We start from the raw sequence: 16,368 nt of genomic DNA on the forward strand, positions 1-16,368 counted from the left end.
TTCGGCCTACAGCCCTTCACTTTCCGACCAGAGACATAAGGGAAATGATGGAAACCACCCCCGAGACCACCGGGAAGGCTCCGGCCTCCTCGGCGAAAAAGGTCAAGGCCCGCCGGAAGGCACGCCGCACCATCGCTGGTGCCGCCGCGCTGACCCTCGGCCTGACCGGCGCTGGCCTTCTGGCCAACGCACTGACCCCCGATGCACAGGTCGCCACCGCAGCCCAGGACAAGCAGGCTCTCATCGCTGAGGGCAAGGACCTCTACGACGTCGCCTGCATCACCTGCCACGGTGCGAACCTGCAGGGCGTTGAGGGCCGCGGCCCCTCGCTCATCGGTGTCGGCGAAGGCGCAGTGTACTTCCAGGTGCACTCCGGCCGTATGCCGATGCTGAGCAACTCCGCCCAGGCGATGCGCAAGACCCCGCGCTACAACCTGGAGCAGACCCTGGCGCTGGCAGCCTACGTGGATGCCAACGGCGGCGGCCCCGGCATCGTCCGTAACGCGGACGGCGAGATCGCCATGGAGGACCTCCGTGGCCAGCACTACGCCGACGGCAAGATTGATCCGGCCGACGTGGCCCGCGGCTCCGAGCTGTTCCGCCTGAACTGTGCCTCCTGCCACAACTTCACCGGTCGTGGCGGCGCACTGTCCTCCGGTAAGTTCGCCCCGGTCCTGGATCCTGCCAACGAGCAGGAGATCTACCAGGCCATGCTCACCGGCCCCCAGAACATGCCGAAGTTCTCTGATCGCCAGCTCACCGCTGATGAGAAGAAGGACATCATCGCGTTCATCAAGTCCCAGAAGGACACCCCCACCCAGGGTGGCTGGGGCCTCGGCGGCATCGGCCCCGTGGCTGAAGGCCTGATGATGTGGCTGTTCGGCATCGCTGTCTGTGTCATCGCCGCTCTGTGGATTGGATCCCGCTCATGAGTAAAGAACAAAAGAAGTACACCACTCAGGAGCTGAACTCCATGAGTAACGACGAGCTCGCCCGCCTCGGCACCGAGCTCGACGAGGTCACCGTCGCGTACCGCAAGGAACGCTTCCCGATCCCGAACGACCCGGCTGAGAAGCGCGCCGAGCGCACCATCACCATCTGGTTCGTGCTGGGCATTGTCCTCGCCCTGGCTTTCATGGCCATCTACCTGTTCTGGCCGTGGCAGTACAAGGCCCTCGGCGAGGACGGCGTGTGGATGTACACCCTGTTCACCCCGCTGCTGGGCGTGACTATGGGTCTGTCCATCATGTGCATGGGCGTCGGCGCCGTGCAGTACGTCAAGAAGTTCATCCCGGAAGAAATTTCCGTGCAGCGCCGCCACGACGGCCCCTCCGAAGAGGTTGACCGTCGTACCCTCGTCGCTCTGCTGAACGACTCCTGGGAGACCTCCACCCTCGGCCGCCGTAAGGTGCTCAAGGGTGCGATGGCCGGCGGTGCCGTGCTCGCTGGTCTGTCGATCCTGGCTCCGCTGGGCGGCATGATCAAGAACCCGTGGAAGCCCGGTGCACTGGGCGTCCAGGGTGACGGCACCCTGTGGACCTCCGGCTGGACGCTGGCCAACGAGGGCGTCAAGCTCTACCTCGGCCGCGACACCGGCGCCATTGCCGAGGAGCACCACGGCCACTACAGCACCCAGGGCATTTCCCGCCTGGTGCGCATGCGCCCGGAGGACCTGTCCGCCGGCGCCATGGAGACCGTGTTCCCGCTTCCTGCCGACTACGTCAACGACGGCGACAACTACGACCCGACCCGCGACGTCTACGAGATGCAGATGCACTCGGTCCACGGTCCCCGTAACCCCGTCATGCTGATCCGTCTGCGCACCGAGGATGCCCTCAAGGCCATCCAGCGTGAAGGTCAGGAAGACTTCCACTACGGCGACTACTACGCCTACTCCAAGATCTGCACGCACATCGGTTGCCCCACCTCGCTCTACGAGCAGCAGACCAACCGCATCCTGTGCCCCTGCCACCAATCGCAGTTCAACGCACTGCAGTACGGCAAGCCGGTCTTCGGCCCCGCCGCACGTGCACTGCCGCAGCTGCCCATCACCGTTGATGACGAGGGCTACCTCGTCGCCGCCGGCAACTTCATCGAGCCCGTCGGTCCGGCATTCTGGGAGCGTCGTTCATGAGCAACAACAAAATGGCCCACATCGGCAACAACGTAGACTCCCGCTACACGCTGTCCGCGGGCATCCGAACCCAAATCAACAAGGTCTTCCCGACCCACTGGTCCTTCCTGCTGGGTGAGATCGCGCTCTACTCCTTCGTGGTGCTGCTTCTCTCGGGTATCTACCTGACCCTCTTCTTCGACCCGTCGATCACCAAGGTGATCTACGACGGTGCCTACCTGCCGCTGCGTGGCGTCGAGATGTCTCGCGCCTACGAGACCGCACTGAACCTCTCCTTCGAGGTCCGTGGTGGTCTGTTCATCCGCCAGCTGCACCACTGGGCAGCCCTGATGTTCGCCGTGTCCATCATGGTGCACATGTTCCGCATCTTCTTCACCGGTGCGTTCCGTCGCCCGCGTGAGGCCAACTGGATCATCGGCTGCATCCTGCTGCTGCTGTCCGTGGCCGAGGGCTTCATGGGTTACTCCCTCCCGGACGACCTGCTCTCCGGCGTGGGTCTGCGCATTATGTCCGCGATCGTCATCTCCCTGCCGGTCATCGGTACCTGGATGCACTGGATGATCTTCGGCGGCGACTTCCCGTCCGAGATCATGCTGGACCGCTTCTACATCGCCCACGTGCTGCTCATCCCGGGCATCCTGCTCGGCCTGATCGCCGCCCACCTGGCGCTGGTCTGGTACCAGAAGCACACTCAGTTCCCGGGCGCTGGCCGCACCGAGAACAACGTCGTCGGCGTCCGCATCCTGCCGGTCTTCGCCGTCAAGTCCGTCGCCTTCGGTGCCATCACCTTCGGCCTGCTGGCCTTCATGGCGGGTGCCTTCCAGATCAACGCCATCTGGAACCTGGGCCCCTACAACCCCAGCCAGGTGTCCGCTGGTTCCCAGCCGGATATCTACATGCTGTGGACCGACGGTGCCGCCCGTGTCATGCCGGCATGGGAGCTCTACCTCGGTAACTACACCATCCCGGCCGTCTTCTGGGTGGCTCTCCTCCTCGGCGTCCTCGTGGTCCTGCTCTTCGCATACCCCTGGATCGAGAAGAAGATCACCGGCGACGACGCCCACCACAACCTGCTGCAGCGCCCGCGCGACGTTCCGGTCCGTACCTCGCTCGGCATGATGGCCCTGTCCTTCTACGCTCTGCTGACGCTGTCCGGTGGTAACGACCTGTTCGCCTTCCACTTCAACGTCTCGCTGAACGCAATGACTTGGGTTGGCCGTATCGGCCTCATCGTGGTCCCGCCGCTGGTGTACATCGCGACCTACCGCATCTGCATCGGCCTGCAGCGCTCCGACCGCGAGGTCCTGGAGCACGGCATCGAGACCGGTGTCATCAACCAGCTGCCCAACGGCGCCTTCATCGAGGTCCACCAGCCGCTCGGCCCGGTGGACGAGCACGGCCACCCGATCCCGCTGGCTTACGCCGGCGCCCCGGTGCCGAAGCAGATGAACCAGCTGGGCTTCGCCGGCCACCCCGGCCGCGGTTCCTTCTTCTCCCCCGATCCTGTCGACATCGCCGCCAAGGCTGCGGAGATCGAGCACCAGAACCACGAAGAAGAAGTGGCCATGCTGGAGAACCTGCAGGAAGCCAACCGCGCCGCTGACAACGAGAAGAAGTAACTTCTTCGCTGTCGCCAGCGCCCAAGGCAACCAACTGCCTCACAGGACGACCCCCTCCCACAACGGGACGGGGGTCGTCCCCTTTTTTTATGTCTGCCGCCCAAACCCCGCGTCCTGGGCGGCCGGTTCGACTGATCGGGTCGTTGGGTCGCGCTCACGGCTGCCGCGCAGTATTCCCACCGGGGTGAGCGGTGCCGGGGCCAGATGGCTCCCGGAGGGGAGGAGTGGTGTGCGCGCAGTGCATTCACGGGTGCCGCGGCGGCGGACCTGACCAGATCCGGGTGCAGTGCGCGCGTGGAGCGCCAGACCGCCCAGCGGGCAGCGGGTGCCCATCGTCGAAGTCTCGATCCTCAGACGGCGGGTGCTTCGGCCCCTTCTTTACAGACCACACCAAGGTGTACGGCGCGTCGGGAGGACAACGCCGGTGGATGTCGCGTCCTGCCGTGAGTTCGTATTCGGCCGTCACGGGATTCCGCACACCTATATATATGTATGGCTCATGTTCTCGCGCGGTGTCGGGCGGGATGACACGCGCAGATTCATCGCTGCGGGGGTGACATCCGCCGGCGTCGTCAGGCGGCCTAGGGAGCTTGCGCGCAGGGTGGTGTGCGGGCGCGCAACTGCCGCCGGTTTCGGCTCTGTCGCTCTCAAGGCGCAGGGCACGCCGTAGTCCGAGTAGTGGCGGCTTCTGCGCGTCGTGTCGGGCTGCGTCGGGGCCGCAGCAGGTTGGTGGGTCACGCCAGCGCCCAGGGAGAGGAGCTGCACGGCACTCGCTGTTGTCCCCCCCCCCCTCATCGGGAAAGGTGGCGTCGGCGGGGTGTGCTCCGGTGCTGCGGATGGGGAGAAGCGCCTCGGCGCACGGCAGAAGGACGGCTTCCGGTGGCGTCGGGCGTCTGTGCCGGCTGTCTGCTCCCCGTTGCCGCGCAGAACATGGCATCTCCCTGGGAGGTGCATGGCATGCATCGTCACACCAGGAGTGCCGCTGATCCGGCGCGGGTGGTGCCGTCATCGCGCGAAGTCATCGGCTGAGGGAAGCTCCTACGCGTCGTCCTTTTCGGGGTGTCGGCCGTGCTTGCATTCCGCAGGCGGTCCCCGGGGCCGCGGCGCGGCAAGAAGCTTGGTGCGCGGATGCGAGACGCCGCTGGTCCGTAACCGTGGTGGCGCGGACGTCGGTCGAGGGGCGCGTGTATGGGCGTGTGAGCAACGACCTGGATTGCTCTGCCTCGGAGCTGCGCACAGAGCCCGCCGCGTGTCGACACGGGGGAAGCGGCTGCGCCACTGCGCTGTGGTCGCGGAGGGCGCAGTGTGGCGCCGGGGTGACCTGATTCGTGGGGCGGTTGTGGTGTGCGCCTGTGGATTCGCCGTGTTGGGGCCCTTCGTTGGGGCTAGAGGTGGTGCGCTTGTGGCAGAGGTGGGCGACGGTGGCGCAGTGCGCTGCATGCTGCGCGTGAGGCAGTCGCGGGCGCGTGTGGCAGGATGTGTTTCCTGTGGCGGTGCGGGATGGCGTGTTGATGGATGCTTGACGCACCGTGGGGAGGGGCATCTGGGGGCTTCCGGGACCCCACCTAGGGGGTATGTGCTCAAGGTCACAGTGGTCGATTTTGTGACAATCGTGCCGCCGCATCCGGGGCTCTGCTCGGGCGGCCGTGCCACCTTTGAGGAGTCTGAGAATCGCCCTGTGCGCTGGGGGGACGTGACGCGCTCGCGGCGCCGCGCCCGTGTGTAGCCGCGGCTCGGCGGCCGATTGTGGCGCTTTGGGCACGGGTTGATAACAACTTGATAACGGTCCGAAGTTGCGTGCATCAGTGGACACGGTGCGTGACCAATTTGTAACCTAATCGAGACATTGCGGCGCCCCCCAAGGGCGGTTCGCTTCAAGACCGAAAAATTTGATACCTTTCCGCGCCGCCCACCGATGGGCCGCGGGCCGGGGAACCAACAATTCCTCTGGGGTGAATCCTCTTCAACGATTCAAGAGCCAGCCGCACAGCCTGGTGGAGAGAAGAGGTAGGGAGCTTTCTGTTTCCGAACCCGACAGCTAACCCGGTAGGAAAAAGGAAGATTTGGAGAATTATTCGTGGGTAAGCACAGCCGCCGGACGTCGAGCACTGCTCGCAACACCGCCGTTGCCTCCGCTCTGACCATTGGCGCAGCCGCCACCCTGGCTCAGCCGGCTCAGGCCGCTGAGATCGTCGTTCCCAACAGCGACATCCGCTTCGAGGTTGCAGGCCTCGAGAACGTGCCGAACCTGGCCAACGTCCCCGGCGTTGCCGCATGGGTTCCCTCCCTCGCCGGCCAGGCAGCCCCGGCGAACTACAACGCCGTCGCGAACTTCGTTCCCCCGGCACCGGCTCCGGCCCCGAACCAGGGCCAGGCCATCGTCAACGCCGCAGCCTCCAAGATCGGCGCTCCCTACGTGTGGGGCGCGACCGGCCCGAACGCCTTCGACTGCTCTGGCTTGACCTCCTGGGCATACGCTCAGGTGGGCAAGCACATCCCGCGCACCTCCTACGCGCAGGCTGCTCAGGGCACCCCGGTGCCGTTCAACGCCATGCAGCCGGGCGACATCGTCGCCTTCTACTCCGGTGCATCCCACGTCGGCATCTACACTGGCCACGGCACCGTCATCCACGCCATCAACTCCGGCACCCCGCTGGGCGAGACCAGCGTGAACTACATGCCGTTCCACTCCGCAGTCCGCTACTAAGCCACTGCGCGCGGCAGTTCTCGCCGCACACACTTGTCTGCGACCGCATCACAGGATCCCTGTGGTGCGGTCATTGTCTGCGTTTGGGGGTTGGTGTCCGAGGCAGTGGTGCCGGGGTAGGCGTCAAGAAGTGTGTGCGTCGGCGTGCCGCCTCAGGTGCCCTGCGGGTCTTTCTCAGGCTTTGTTCAGGTAGTTGGCGGTGGGGAACCGGCGGTGGGGGCCGGGTGTGTGGCGCGATTGGGGGCGGGTTTTTTCTGGTGTGCGCTGGGGCTTCAGGTTCGTGGTCTGACGTCTTCGCGCTGGTGGGTGGCGGCTGCACAGGTGAGTTACACCCTTGTCGTTTCCCCTGGTTGCTCCCGCGCCGATACTCAGGCTATTCTTAGGAAAGATTTTTTGTGCCCCAGCGCCCCGGCATTTCCGCCGGTGGAGGGGCACATCCCCGCGCCCGGGCGCGGGGTGCACTGGGGCGCCCCTGCTGCCCAGTGATGTTGTGTGTGCTTCGACTCCGAGGATGTTCCATCGTGCGTAACCGCCAAAGCTTGCGGCTGGCCCTGGCCGCCTGTGCGTCCGTCGTCCTCTTGGGCGCGCTGCCAGTGCCGGGCGCCCTGGGTGATCCGCAGGACCTGGACGCGCTCATCGCCACCATGGCTGAGGTGAGCCGCGAGGCGGAAGCCCAGGCGGAGCAGGTCAAGCACCTCGAGGAGGACCTGGGCAAGAAGGAACAAGAGCTGGCTGACTACCAGCGCCAGGTCGACGAGGCCACCCGTGCCGCCGATGAGGCGCGCGCCAACGTGGAGCGCACCCAGGCGGAGATCGACCGCATCGCGTTGGCGAAGTATCGCGGCGCGAACGTCGACCCGATTACCTCCGTCGCGGCGGCGTCGAGCCCCCAGTCGGCCATCGACCGCAGCGCCTACCTGCAGGCCTTGGCGCGGCGCACCGAGAATGCCTCGAAGGAGCTGGAGGTTGCTGCCGCCGAGGCTGCGGCCGCCCACAATCGTGTGACTCGCGCGAAAGCAGAGGCCGAGTTCCAGGTCGCGAACCTGAAGAAGGAACGCGAAACCCTCGATGAGAAGCGCGCCGAGCTGGAGCAGCGCACCAACGAGATTCGCTCCCGGGTTGATGCCCTCGAGGAGGAGCAGCGTCGCCGCTGGGAGAACAAGAACGGCCCGACCTTCGACTTCGACCCGGCACTCATCGACGGCGAGAATCCCGGCGGCGTGGAGGCCGCCCGCACCGCACTGACGAAGGTGGGTTCCCCCTACTCCTGGGGCGCGACCGGCCCCGACTCTTTCGATTGCTCCGGGTTGATGGTGTGGGCCTACCGCCAGCAGGGCAAGAACATTCCCCGCACCTCCCAGGCACAGATGGGCGGCGGCATCCCGATCCCAAAGGATAAGCTGCAGCCCGGCGATCTGGTGGGCTACTACCCGGGGGCCACGCACGTCGGCATGTACATCGGCGACGGCAAGGTGGTCCACGCCGCCGACTACGGCATTCCCGTGCAGGTGGTGGGCCTCGACGCGATGCCCTTTGTGGGCGCCCGCCGCTACTAACACGATCTTTTTTCTCCGCGCGCCGCAGCCGTGTGAAGGACGTCCTCGTCCTTGCACCGCTGCGGCGTCGCGCATACCGGTGGGGTGGGAGCCGATAGCATGAGAGCCGTGAAGCACACCCCAGTACCCCCGCCCGGTCGCACCCCCGCTCATCCGCGGGTGCTGCTGGTCACCAACGATTTCCCGCCCACCGTGGGCGGCATCCAGTCCTACCTGGCGGATTTCCTGCGGGGCCTGGACCCCGCACGGGTGGTGGTGTTCGCCTCCACGCAGGACGCGGTTGCTGCCTCCGCCTTCGATGCAGAAGCCCCGTACACGGTGGTGCGCAGCCCCCACCGGGTGCTGCTGCCAACGCCGTCGGTGCGGCGCGCCATGCAGCAGCTCATCCGGGAGCACGCCATCGACGTCGTGTGGTTTGGGGCGGCGGCCCCCCTGGGCCTTTTGGGGCGCGCAGCCCGCGAGGCGGGCGCCCGCCGGGTGGTGGCGTCCACGCACGGGCACGAGGTGGGCTGGTCGATGATTCCCGGCGCCCGGCAGCTGCTGCGCCGCATTGGCGACCACGCCGACGTGGTCACGTTTATCTCCGACTACACCCTGGGCCGCCTGCGCGCGGCCTTCGGCCCGGCGCCGCAGTGGCAGCGCATGCCGAGCGGGGTGGATGCCGACTACTTCCACCCCCTCGATGAGCAGTCCCGGGCGCGGGTGCGCGAGGAGCTGGCGCAGGCCCACGGCATTCCGGCCACAGCACCCCTGGTGGTCTGCTGTTCCCGACTCGTGCCCCGCAAGGGGCAGGACACGCTGCTGCAGGCGTGGCCGGAGGTGCACGCCGCCGCCCCGGATGCGCACCTGTTGTTCGTCGGCGAGGGCAGCTACCGCCGGGTGCTGACCCGCCGCGCTGCCAGCCTGCCGAAGGAGGCGGCGTCAAGGGTGCACTTCGCCGGCCGCATCCCCCGGGATGCGCTGCGCGACGTCGTCGCCGCGAGTACGCTCAGTGCGATTCCCTGCCGCACCCGCGGGGGCGGGCTCGACGTCGAGGGCCTGGGGATTGTGTTCCTGGAGGCGCAGGCCTGTGGGGTGCCGGTCATTGCCGGCGATTCCGGCGGCGCCCCGGAGACCATTGGCCCCGGCTGCGGGGTGGTCGTCCCCGGCGGTGACGCCGGGGTGCTCAGCGCGGTCCTGCAGCGCCTGCTGCTTGCCTCCGCTGCGGAGCGCGCCGCGATGGGGCAGCGCGGCCGGGAGCATGTGCTGCAGCAGTGGAACTGGGAGCTGCAGTTCGCCCGCCTGCACGCAGCCCTCGGCGGGCCACCGGCCTAGCAAACCCCGCCACCCTGTGCTTTCTCCACCCTGTCGTTATTTGTTTACCCCCTTGGGAGCCTTGTTATGTCTACACCGTCGACGCCCGCATCCACCCCCGCCGCCGCAGGCGACGTCGTGCCGCCCGCGGCCGCGCCGCTGACGATCGGCTTCGACATTGGTGGCACGAACTTGCGCGGCGGTGTCGTGGACGCCGAGGGCCGCATCATCGCCGCGGAACGGCGCCCCACCCCGGCGACGGGGGAGGAGCTCAACGACGCCATCGTGGACGTGGTGGAGTCGCTGCGCGCCTCCTACCCGGTGGCGGCCGTCGGCTTGGCGGTGGCGGGCTTCCTCAACGCCACCTGCGACACGGTGCGTTTCGCGCCGCACCTGCCGTGGCGGCAGGCCCCCGTCAAGGACATTCTGCAGGCGCGCCTGGGGATGCCGGTGGTGCTGGAGCACGATGCGAACGCGGCGGCGTGGGGCGAGTACACCTATGGTGCGGCCCGCGGGCAGCGCCAGTGGTCGCTGTTTGCTGTCGGCACCGGCATCGGCGGGGCGATTGTCATCGACGGCACGATTCTGCGGGGTGCTTTCGGCACGGCGGGCGAGTTTGGGCACATCACGGCGGTGCCGTCCGGGCGGCCGTGCAGCTGCGGCAAGTCCGGCTGTTTGGAGCGCTACTGCTCCGGGACGGCGCTGGCGACGACGGCCGCCCAGTTGCTTGCGGAGGGCACCGCACCGTCGACCCTGCGGGCGTTGCCTCGTGAACAGGTCACCGGTGCGGCCGTCATGGCCGCCTGCCGGGAGGGCGACGAGGTCGCCGTGCGCGCGGTCGACGATTTCGCCCACTGGATGGGCCGCGGCTTCGCGCTCGTGGCGGACATCCTCGATCCCGGAATGATTGTGCTGGGCGGGGGTGTCGTCGGCGACGCCGACCTGTTCCTGCCGACCGCGACGCGGGTCATGGGGGAGACCATGGTGGGGGCCGCGTACCGGCCCAAGCCGGAGATCGCCGTCGCCCAGCTGGGCTCCCGGGCGGGGCTGGTGGGCGTGGCGGATCTCGCGCACCGGGCGCTGGCGCAGCCCTAGCCGGGCCCTGCCTACCCCCGCTACCCCCGTCCTCACCCGGTGGGGGTGGGGCGGGCCGTGCAACGCGGTAGGGTGAGCACATCACCGTCCCACCGCCGCAGGTGTGCCGCGCCACACGCCGAGGCCCTGTGCGGTAGCGCCCTGTGGCAGGTGGGCGGATCCTTCACACCTCACGCGACTGACGGAGATCACCATGCACAACAAGTGGTACTGGGCGTTTAAGAACATCCTGCTGGGCCCTGTGCTGCGGGTCTACAACCGCCCGGAGATCACCGGCGCGGCGAACATTCCCGCCACGGGGCCGGCGATCCTGGCGTCGAATCACCAGTCCGTCATGGACTCCTTCTTCCTGCCGCTGTTGTGCCCCCGGCAGATCACCTTCCTGGCGAAGAAGGAGTACTTCACCGGCACCGGTGTGGTCGGCGGCCTGCAGCGCTGGTTTTTTACCTCCGTCGGGCAGGTGCCGGTGGACCGCAGTGACGCGGGCGCGGCCCAGGATGCGATGAATGCGGGCGTGAAGGTCATCGAGGCCGGCGACCTGTTGGGTATCTACCCGGAGGGCACCCGCAGCCCCGATGGGCGAATCTACAAGGCGAAGACCGGCATGGCGCGGATCGCGCTGCGCACCGGGGCACCCGTGGTGCCGGTCGCGATGTTCGGCACCCGCCAGGCCAACCCGATTGGCTCCTGGGTGCTGCGGCCGGCGAAGGTGCGCGTCGCCGTCGGCGCGCCGATCGACCCGGTGGCCTACGTGGAAGCCCAGGGCTTGGCGCGCGATTCCCACGAGGCGGCCCGCGCACTGGCCGATCACGTGCAGCACATCCTGGCCGACCTCAGCGGCAACCCGTATGTGGATGCCTATGCGGCGGATGTGAAAAAGCACCTCGCCGAGGGGCTGGGCTACCCGCCCGGCACGGAGCCGGAGGCACTCGCCTAGCAGGTGGGGCGCACACCACTTTTTCGACATTTTCCCAGGATCTTCTAAGATTGACCGGAAGACCGGCGCGGCGGGGCGTGCAACCCCGCCGCGTTTTTTGTCAGCGCCGGCCGTCTTTGGCCGCGCATCTTTTTTTCAGAGAACAAGCCCGCCCCACCGCACGCCCCGCCGGGCGTGCCTCGCGCCGCAGTAGGTGGGGTGCGGGCGATGATTGGGAATCTGCCATGACTGTCACCCCTGCGTCGGCCCCCGCCGCGCCGCGCGCCCGCCTCGCCTGGCCGGACGTCGGCCGCGGCCTGTCGATCCTGGGGGTGGTGCTGCTGCACGCGTCGACGTCGATCCCGGGCGGGACGGAGACGTTCATCCAGCCGCTCAACGACGTGCTGACCCCGCTGCGGCTGCCGCTGTTTTTCCTCATCTCCGGCTACTTCAGCGCCAAGGTGCTGCGCCAGTCGTTGAGCTCCTTGGCGGCCCGCCGGTTGTGGTTTTTCCTCGTGCCGTATGTGGTGTGGGCGAGCGTGGATATCGTGCAGTCGGCCGCGGCGAGCACCATCGCCCACGGGGCGGATCCCTTGACCTGGGAGGCCTATGGCGACCGGCTCACCCAGGGGGTGACGATCTACTGGTTTTTCCAGATGCTCATCGTGTGCAACCTGTGGCTGTGGGCCACCCGGCGCTTGGGCACCGTGGCGGCGTTCGCGGTGACCTTTGCGCCGCTGCTATTGCTCGCGCAGCAGCAGATGGTGCCGGACTGGCAGTTCCGCATCATGGTCTACGTGCCGATCTTCATGATTGGTGCCCGCGCCCGGCAGCTGGTGGCCCAGGTGGCGCGCGCCGCCGCCAACCCGGTGGTGGGCGGCGGGCTGCTGGTCGCCGGGGTGCTCATTGAGTTGCGCTACCGGGTGTTCCGCGCGGAGCTCGCCGAAGGAGCGTTCGCGGAGCCCAGGGTGTTCTCGGCGGCGGGCTGGCAGTTCGTCTTTGACCGCAACGATCTCGTCATCGGTGTGGAGTTGGTCTATCGGCTGGCACTCATCCCGGTGGCGGTGGCGCTGGCGGTGGTGCTCAGCCGCGTGCCGGGGGTATCCCAGGCGGTGCAGCTGTTGGGGCGCAACACGCTGGTGCTCTACATCGGGCACCCGCTGGGGATGTTTGTGTTCCTGCACCTGTTCACGCTGCGGGGCGTGGACTTCGCCGCGCACCTCAATGGGTGGTTCCTCCTGCAGTTTCTGTTCTGCGCCGTCGGCTGTGCGGTGGCGTGGGCTGCAAGCCGCACCCCCTATGTGCAGTGGCTGCTCACTCCGCCGCAGCTGGTGCGCCGGCAGGCGCGCGCCACATCAGCCACGCTGCGTGACACCACCCCGGCGGCGACGGGCCGCGGGTAGGAGCCGGGTGCGGTGGGGAAGTAGAGTGTGGTGTCATGCGCTACTTCTACGACACGGAGTTCATCGAGGACGGGTCGACGATTGAGCTTGTCTCCATCGGCATCGTCGCTGAGGATGGGCGCGAGTATTACGCCGTGTCGACCGAGTTCGATCGCTCCAAGGCCAACAGCTGGGTGCGGGCCAATGTGCTCAACAAGCTGCCGAGTCCGGCGAGCCCGGTGTGGAAGGATCGGGCCACGATCCGCGACGAGGTGTATGCCTTCCTTAAGAAGAAGGGCTATGTGGAGTTGTGGGCGTGGGTGGGGGCCTACGATCACGTGGTGTTGGCGCAGCTGTGGGGCGATATGCAGGCCCTGCCGCGGGATATGCCGCGGTATACCGCGGAGCTCAAGCATCTGTGGCACATGGCGGGCAAGCCCGCCCTGCCGGAGGTCCCGGAGGGCCACCATGATGCGTTGGTGGATGCCCGCCACAACAAGGCGAAGTTCGACATCATCTCCCGCGCGTTGGGGATGAACCACCACAGCGTCATTGGCGCGAAGAAGAGCTAAACTTTCAGCGCGTCCGCAGGGTGAGACACCTCCGTCACCAGCGGAAATGCTGGACGCGTCACCTAAGTGGGCTCATGGGGGTGCTGAACAGTGCAAAACTCGGCCCGCGCGGGTCATGGCGGCATCCCGGTGTGCATCCTGCAGTAATGTGTGCGGGTGAGGTCTGTGACCTCGCGGTTCCCGGCACGTGGGACGTCGTGGCGTGGGGTGGGGGTGGGGGTCGCTGCCCGCGGGAATCGTGGGTGAGGCCACCCTCGTGGTACAACTAGTGCCGTGAGTTGGACCGTTGATTTACCTGTAGAAGAACTTCCCGATCTGCCGCCGTTGCCCGGCGCAATCCAGGAACGTTTTAACGATGTGGTGGGCCGCGACGCCAAGCAGCAGCCGACCTGGGATCAGAAGCAGGCCAATGTGGTCCGCAAGATTCTCGAGTCGGTGCCGCCGATCGTCGTCGCCCCCGAAATTTTGAACCTGAAGAAGCAGTTGGCGGACGTGGCCCTGGGCCGCGCCTTCCTCCTGCAGGGCGGTGACTGCGCGGAGACCTTCGAGTCGAATACCGAGCCGCACATCCGCGCCAACATCCGCACCCTGCTGCAGATGGCTGTGGTGCTGACCTACGGTGCCTCCACCCCGGTGGTGAAGATGGCCCGCATCGCCGGCCAGTACGCCAAGCCGCGGTCCTCCGACCTGGATGAGAACGGCCTGCCGAACTACCGCGGCGACATCGTCAACGGTGTGGAAGCCACCCCGGAAGGCCGCCGCCACGACCCGGGCCGCATGATCCGCGCCTACGCGAACGCCTCGGCGGCGATGAACCTGGTGCGCGCACTGACCCACTCGGGGACTGCGGACCTGCACCGCCTGAACGAGTGGAACCGCGAGTTCGTCGCGAACTCCCCGGCGGGTGCTCGCTACGAGGCACTGGCCAGCGAGATCGAAGCCGGCCTCGACTTCATGGCGGCCTGTGGTGTCGCCGATCAGAACCTGCGCACCGCGGACATTTTCTGCTCCCACGAAGCCCTTCTCGTCGACTACGAGCGCGCCATGCTGCGCCTGGGGGAGAACGAGTTTGGCGACGTGGAGCTCTACGACCTGTCCGCCCACCAGGTGTGGGTCGGTGAGCGCACCCGCGGCATGGAGGACTTCCACGTCAACTTCGCCGCGCTCATCGGCAACCCTGTCGGCATCAAGATTGGCCCCACCTGCACCCCGGAGGAAGCCGTCGCCTACGCCGATCGTCTCGACCCGAACTTCGAGCCCGGCCGCCTCACCATCGTCGCCCGCATGGGCCACGACAAGGTGCGCAGCGTCCTGCCCGGCATCGTGCAGGCCGTGGAGGCCTCCGGCCACAAGGTGGTGTGGCAGTGCGACCCCATGCACGGCAACACCACGACGAGCTCGAACGGCTACAAGACCCGCCACTTCGACAAGGTCATTGACGAAGTGCAGGGCTTCTTCGAGGTGCACCGCGCGCTGGGCTCCCACCCGGGCGGCATCCACATCGAGCTCACCGGTGAAAACGTCACCGAGTGCTTGGGCGGCGCCGAAGACATCACCGATGTTGACCTGCCGGGCCGCTACGAGTCCGCCTGCGACCCCCGTCTGAACACCCAGCAGTCGCTGGAGTTGGCGTTCCTCGTCGCAGAGATGCTGCGCAACACCCGCAAGGGCAAGTAACGCGCACCCGCCCCCACCAGGTGGACAAGGGGGCACACACCACAGGCACCCACGCAGACTGCGTGGGTGCCTGTGGCATGTCCAGCCGTGAAGGGTACGCCCGCCCCGAGGAAGGGCCCTTAGGGCACGTCGCCTGTGGGGGCGCTCGCGAGAGGCGCCCGGACTGTGGGGCGGGTGAGGAACACCAGCCAGGTCGCCACCGCAATCGCTAAGTACTGGGCGGCACCCAACTGTGCGAGCAGCCCCCAGGTGTACTCGACGCCCTCGCCGCGGGGCAGCTTCGCATGGATGGGGGCCACGATGGTGGCGACAGCCACCCACAGGCTCAACCAGGGGGCACGGCGGGCGCAGGTCACCGCCACGGCGAGCAGCCACACCCAGTGGTGCGCCCAGGACACGGGGCTCGCCACGAGCCCCAGCAGCGCCACGGCCGTCACGCACGCCAGCGCGTCCTCGCGCACCCGCCAGCCGGCGAGGAGACACAGCACCCCGGTCGCACCGACCAGTGCTGCCCAGGCGGCGAACTCCGCCGATCCGCCCAGCTGGGGGCGGACGACGAGGGCGCGGGCGGAGACGTTGAGCGCGTAGCCCGCATCCCCAATCCGGTTCGGGTCGGTCAAGATGTGGCGGAAATACTCCCACGACGTCGCCGGTCGCAGCACCGCCGCCAGCAGCGTGGCGCCCGCCCCGCCGGCCAGCATGCCGAGGATCCCGCGGGTATCGCGGCGCAGGAGGAAAAACAGCACAAAGATCGCAGGGGTGAGTTTGATGGCGGCCGCCACCCCGATGAGCACGCCCCGCGGCAGCCGAGACACCGCGCCCGCCAGCCAGCCGGGCAGGCCCACGCCCCGGGTGACATCCGCGAGCACCAAAGCCATGAGCACGAGGTTGATTTGCCCGTAGCCGAAGGTGTTGAGCACCGGGTCCGCCAGGAGGGCCGCGCACCACAGCCACGCCGTCGTGGCCGTCGATGCGGTGGGGGTCAGCATCCGGGCGATGAGCCACAGCCACCCCAGGTTCGCCACCGTGAACGCCACCCCGGCGAAGAACTGGCTCAACAGCAGCAGCGGGGCGAAGCACAACGCCGCAAACGGGGGGTAGGTAAACGGCAGTGTCGTGCCGACGGTCGCGATGGAGGTGCCGTAGAGATCCCCGCCCGTGACGAACTCCCGCGCCCCACCCCAGTACACGCCCGTGTCGATGACTTGGCGCACCGCCAGGTGCAGCCCACCGTGGGGGGAGAGGAGGAAGAAGCCCGCCATGAACGCCACCCCGAGGGCCAGCGGCCACACAGGGCGGGAAAACGCGGCTGCGAGGTGTGCGGGCACGCCGTGCCGCGCGCCAGCTGCGGTGGGGTCCTGCGGGGCGGGCGGCGGGGACTGCGGTGTGGTCGTGGGCACGGCTAGGAGTGTAGCCC

12 protein-coding genes and 1 riboswitch are annotated in these 16,368 nt (G+C 67.6%); of the genes, 11 read left to right on the forward strand and 1 reads right to left on the reverse strand.

Annotated elements, in window-relative coordinates:
• Window positions 1-44 precede the first annotated feature (44 nt).
• The 11 genes from C1Y63_RS07680 to C1Y63_RS07735 all read left to right on the forward strand — a co-directional run bounded on the left by C1Y63_RS07680 (window position 45) and on the right by C1Y63_RS07735 (window position 14,951).
• Complete coding sequence (locus C1Y63_RS07680; RefSeq protein ID WP_199189087.1) at window positions 45-932, forward strand: c-type cytochrome; 888 nt, start codon at window positions 45-47, stop codon at window positions 930-932.
• Window positions 929-2,134, forward strand: coding sequence for a ubiquinol-cytochrome c reductase iron-sulfur subunit (locus C1Y63_RS07685; RefSeq protein WP_106015878.1), 1,206 nt, complete (start codon window positions 929-931; stop codon window positions 2,132-2,134). The genes C1Y63_RS07680 and C1Y63_RS07685 overlap by 4 nt, the downstream gene beginning before the upstream one ends.
• Complete coding sequence (locus C1Y63_RS07690; protein WP_106015879.1) at window positions 2,131-3,753, forward strand: cytochrome bc complex cytochrome b subunit; 1,623 nt, start codon at window positions 2,131-2,133, stop codon at window positions 3,751-3,753. Before C1Y63_RS07685 ends, C1Y63_RS07690 begins: the two co-directional genes overlap by 4 nt.
• 1,888 nt (window positions 3,754-5,641) lie before the next feature.
• Window positions 5,642-5,821, forward strand: a riboswitch (cyclic di-AMP (ydaO/yuaA leader).
• A 9-nt stretch (window positions 5,822-5,830) separates the two neighbouring features.
• Window positions 5,831-6,460: a C40 family peptidase gene (locus C1Y63_RS07700; RefSeq protein WP_106015881.1), complete on the forward strand. Its 630-nt coding sequence runs from the start codon at window positions 5,831-5,833 to the stop codon at window positions 6,458-6,460.
• Between the two features lie 485 nt (window positions 6,461-6,945).
• Window positions 6,946-8,016 (forward strand): NlpC/P60 family protein, encoded by a 1,071-nt coding sequence (locus C1Y63_RS07705; protein WP_106015882.1) that lies wholly within the window; start codon window positions 6,946-6,948, stop codon window positions 8,014-8,016.
• A 99-nt stretch (window positions 8,017-8,115) separates the two neighbouring features.
• Entirely contained in the window at window positions 8,116-9,330 is a 1,215-nt protein-coding gene (locus tag C1Y63_RS07710; protein ID WP_106015883.1) for a glycosyltransferase family 4 protein, read from the forward strand.
• 66 nt (window positions 9,331-9,396) lie between these two features.
• On the forward strand, window positions 9,397-10,404 hold the full coding sequence (locus C1Y63_RS07715; RefSeq protein ID WP_106015884.1) for an ROK family glucokinase: 1,008 nt from the start codon (window positions 9,397-9,399) through the stop codon (window positions 10,402-10,404).
• Between the two features lie 193 nt (window positions 10,405-10,597).
• Complete coding sequence (locus tag C1Y63_RS07720) at window positions 10,598-11,341, forward strand: 1-acyl-sn-glycerol-3-phosphate acyltransferase (RefSeq protein WP_106015885.1); 744 nt, start codon at window positions 10,598-10,600, stop codon at window positions 11,339-11,341.
• A 224-nt stretch (window positions 11,342-11,565) separates the two neighbouring features.
• Window positions 11,566-12,723 carry an acyltransferase family protein gene (locus C1Y63_RS07725; protein ID WP_106015886.1) on the forward strand — a complete coding sequence of 386 codons (1,158 nt, stop codon included), beginning with the start codon at window positions 11,566-11,568 and terminating at the stop codon, window positions 12,721-12,723.
• Window positions 12,724-12,758: 35 nt separating this feature from the next.
• Window positions 12,759-13,274, forward strand: a complete 516-nt coding sequence (locus C1Y63_RS07730) for a polyadenylate-specific 3'-exoribonuclease AS (RefSeq protein ID WP_106015887.1) — start codon at window positions 12,759-12,761, stop codon at window positions 13,272-13,274.
• Between the two features lie 273 nt (window positions 13,275-13,547).
• Entirely contained in the window at window positions 13,548-14,951 is a 1,404-nt protein-coding gene (locus C1Y63_RS07735; RefSeq protein ID WP_106015888.1) for a class II 3-deoxy-7-phosphoheptulonate synthase, read from the forward strand.
• 119 nt (window positions 14,952-15,070) lie between these two features.
• Here the strand turns inward: C1Y63_RS07735 and C1Y63_RS07740 are convergent, their stop codons facing one another.
• Window positions 15,071-16,351 (reverse strand): glycosyltransferase 87 family protein, encoded by a 1,281-nt coding sequence (locus C1Y63_RS07740; RefSeq protein ID WP_146128896.1) that lies wholly within the window; start codon window positions 16,349-16,351, stop codon window positions 15,071-15,073.
• Window positions 16,352-16,368 lie beyond the last annotated feature (17 nt).

This window comes from Corynebacterium sp. 13CS0277 (assembly GCF_002994655.1).
GTDB lineage: Bacteria > Actinomycetota > Actinomycetes > Mycobacteriales > Mycobacteriaceae > Corynebacterium.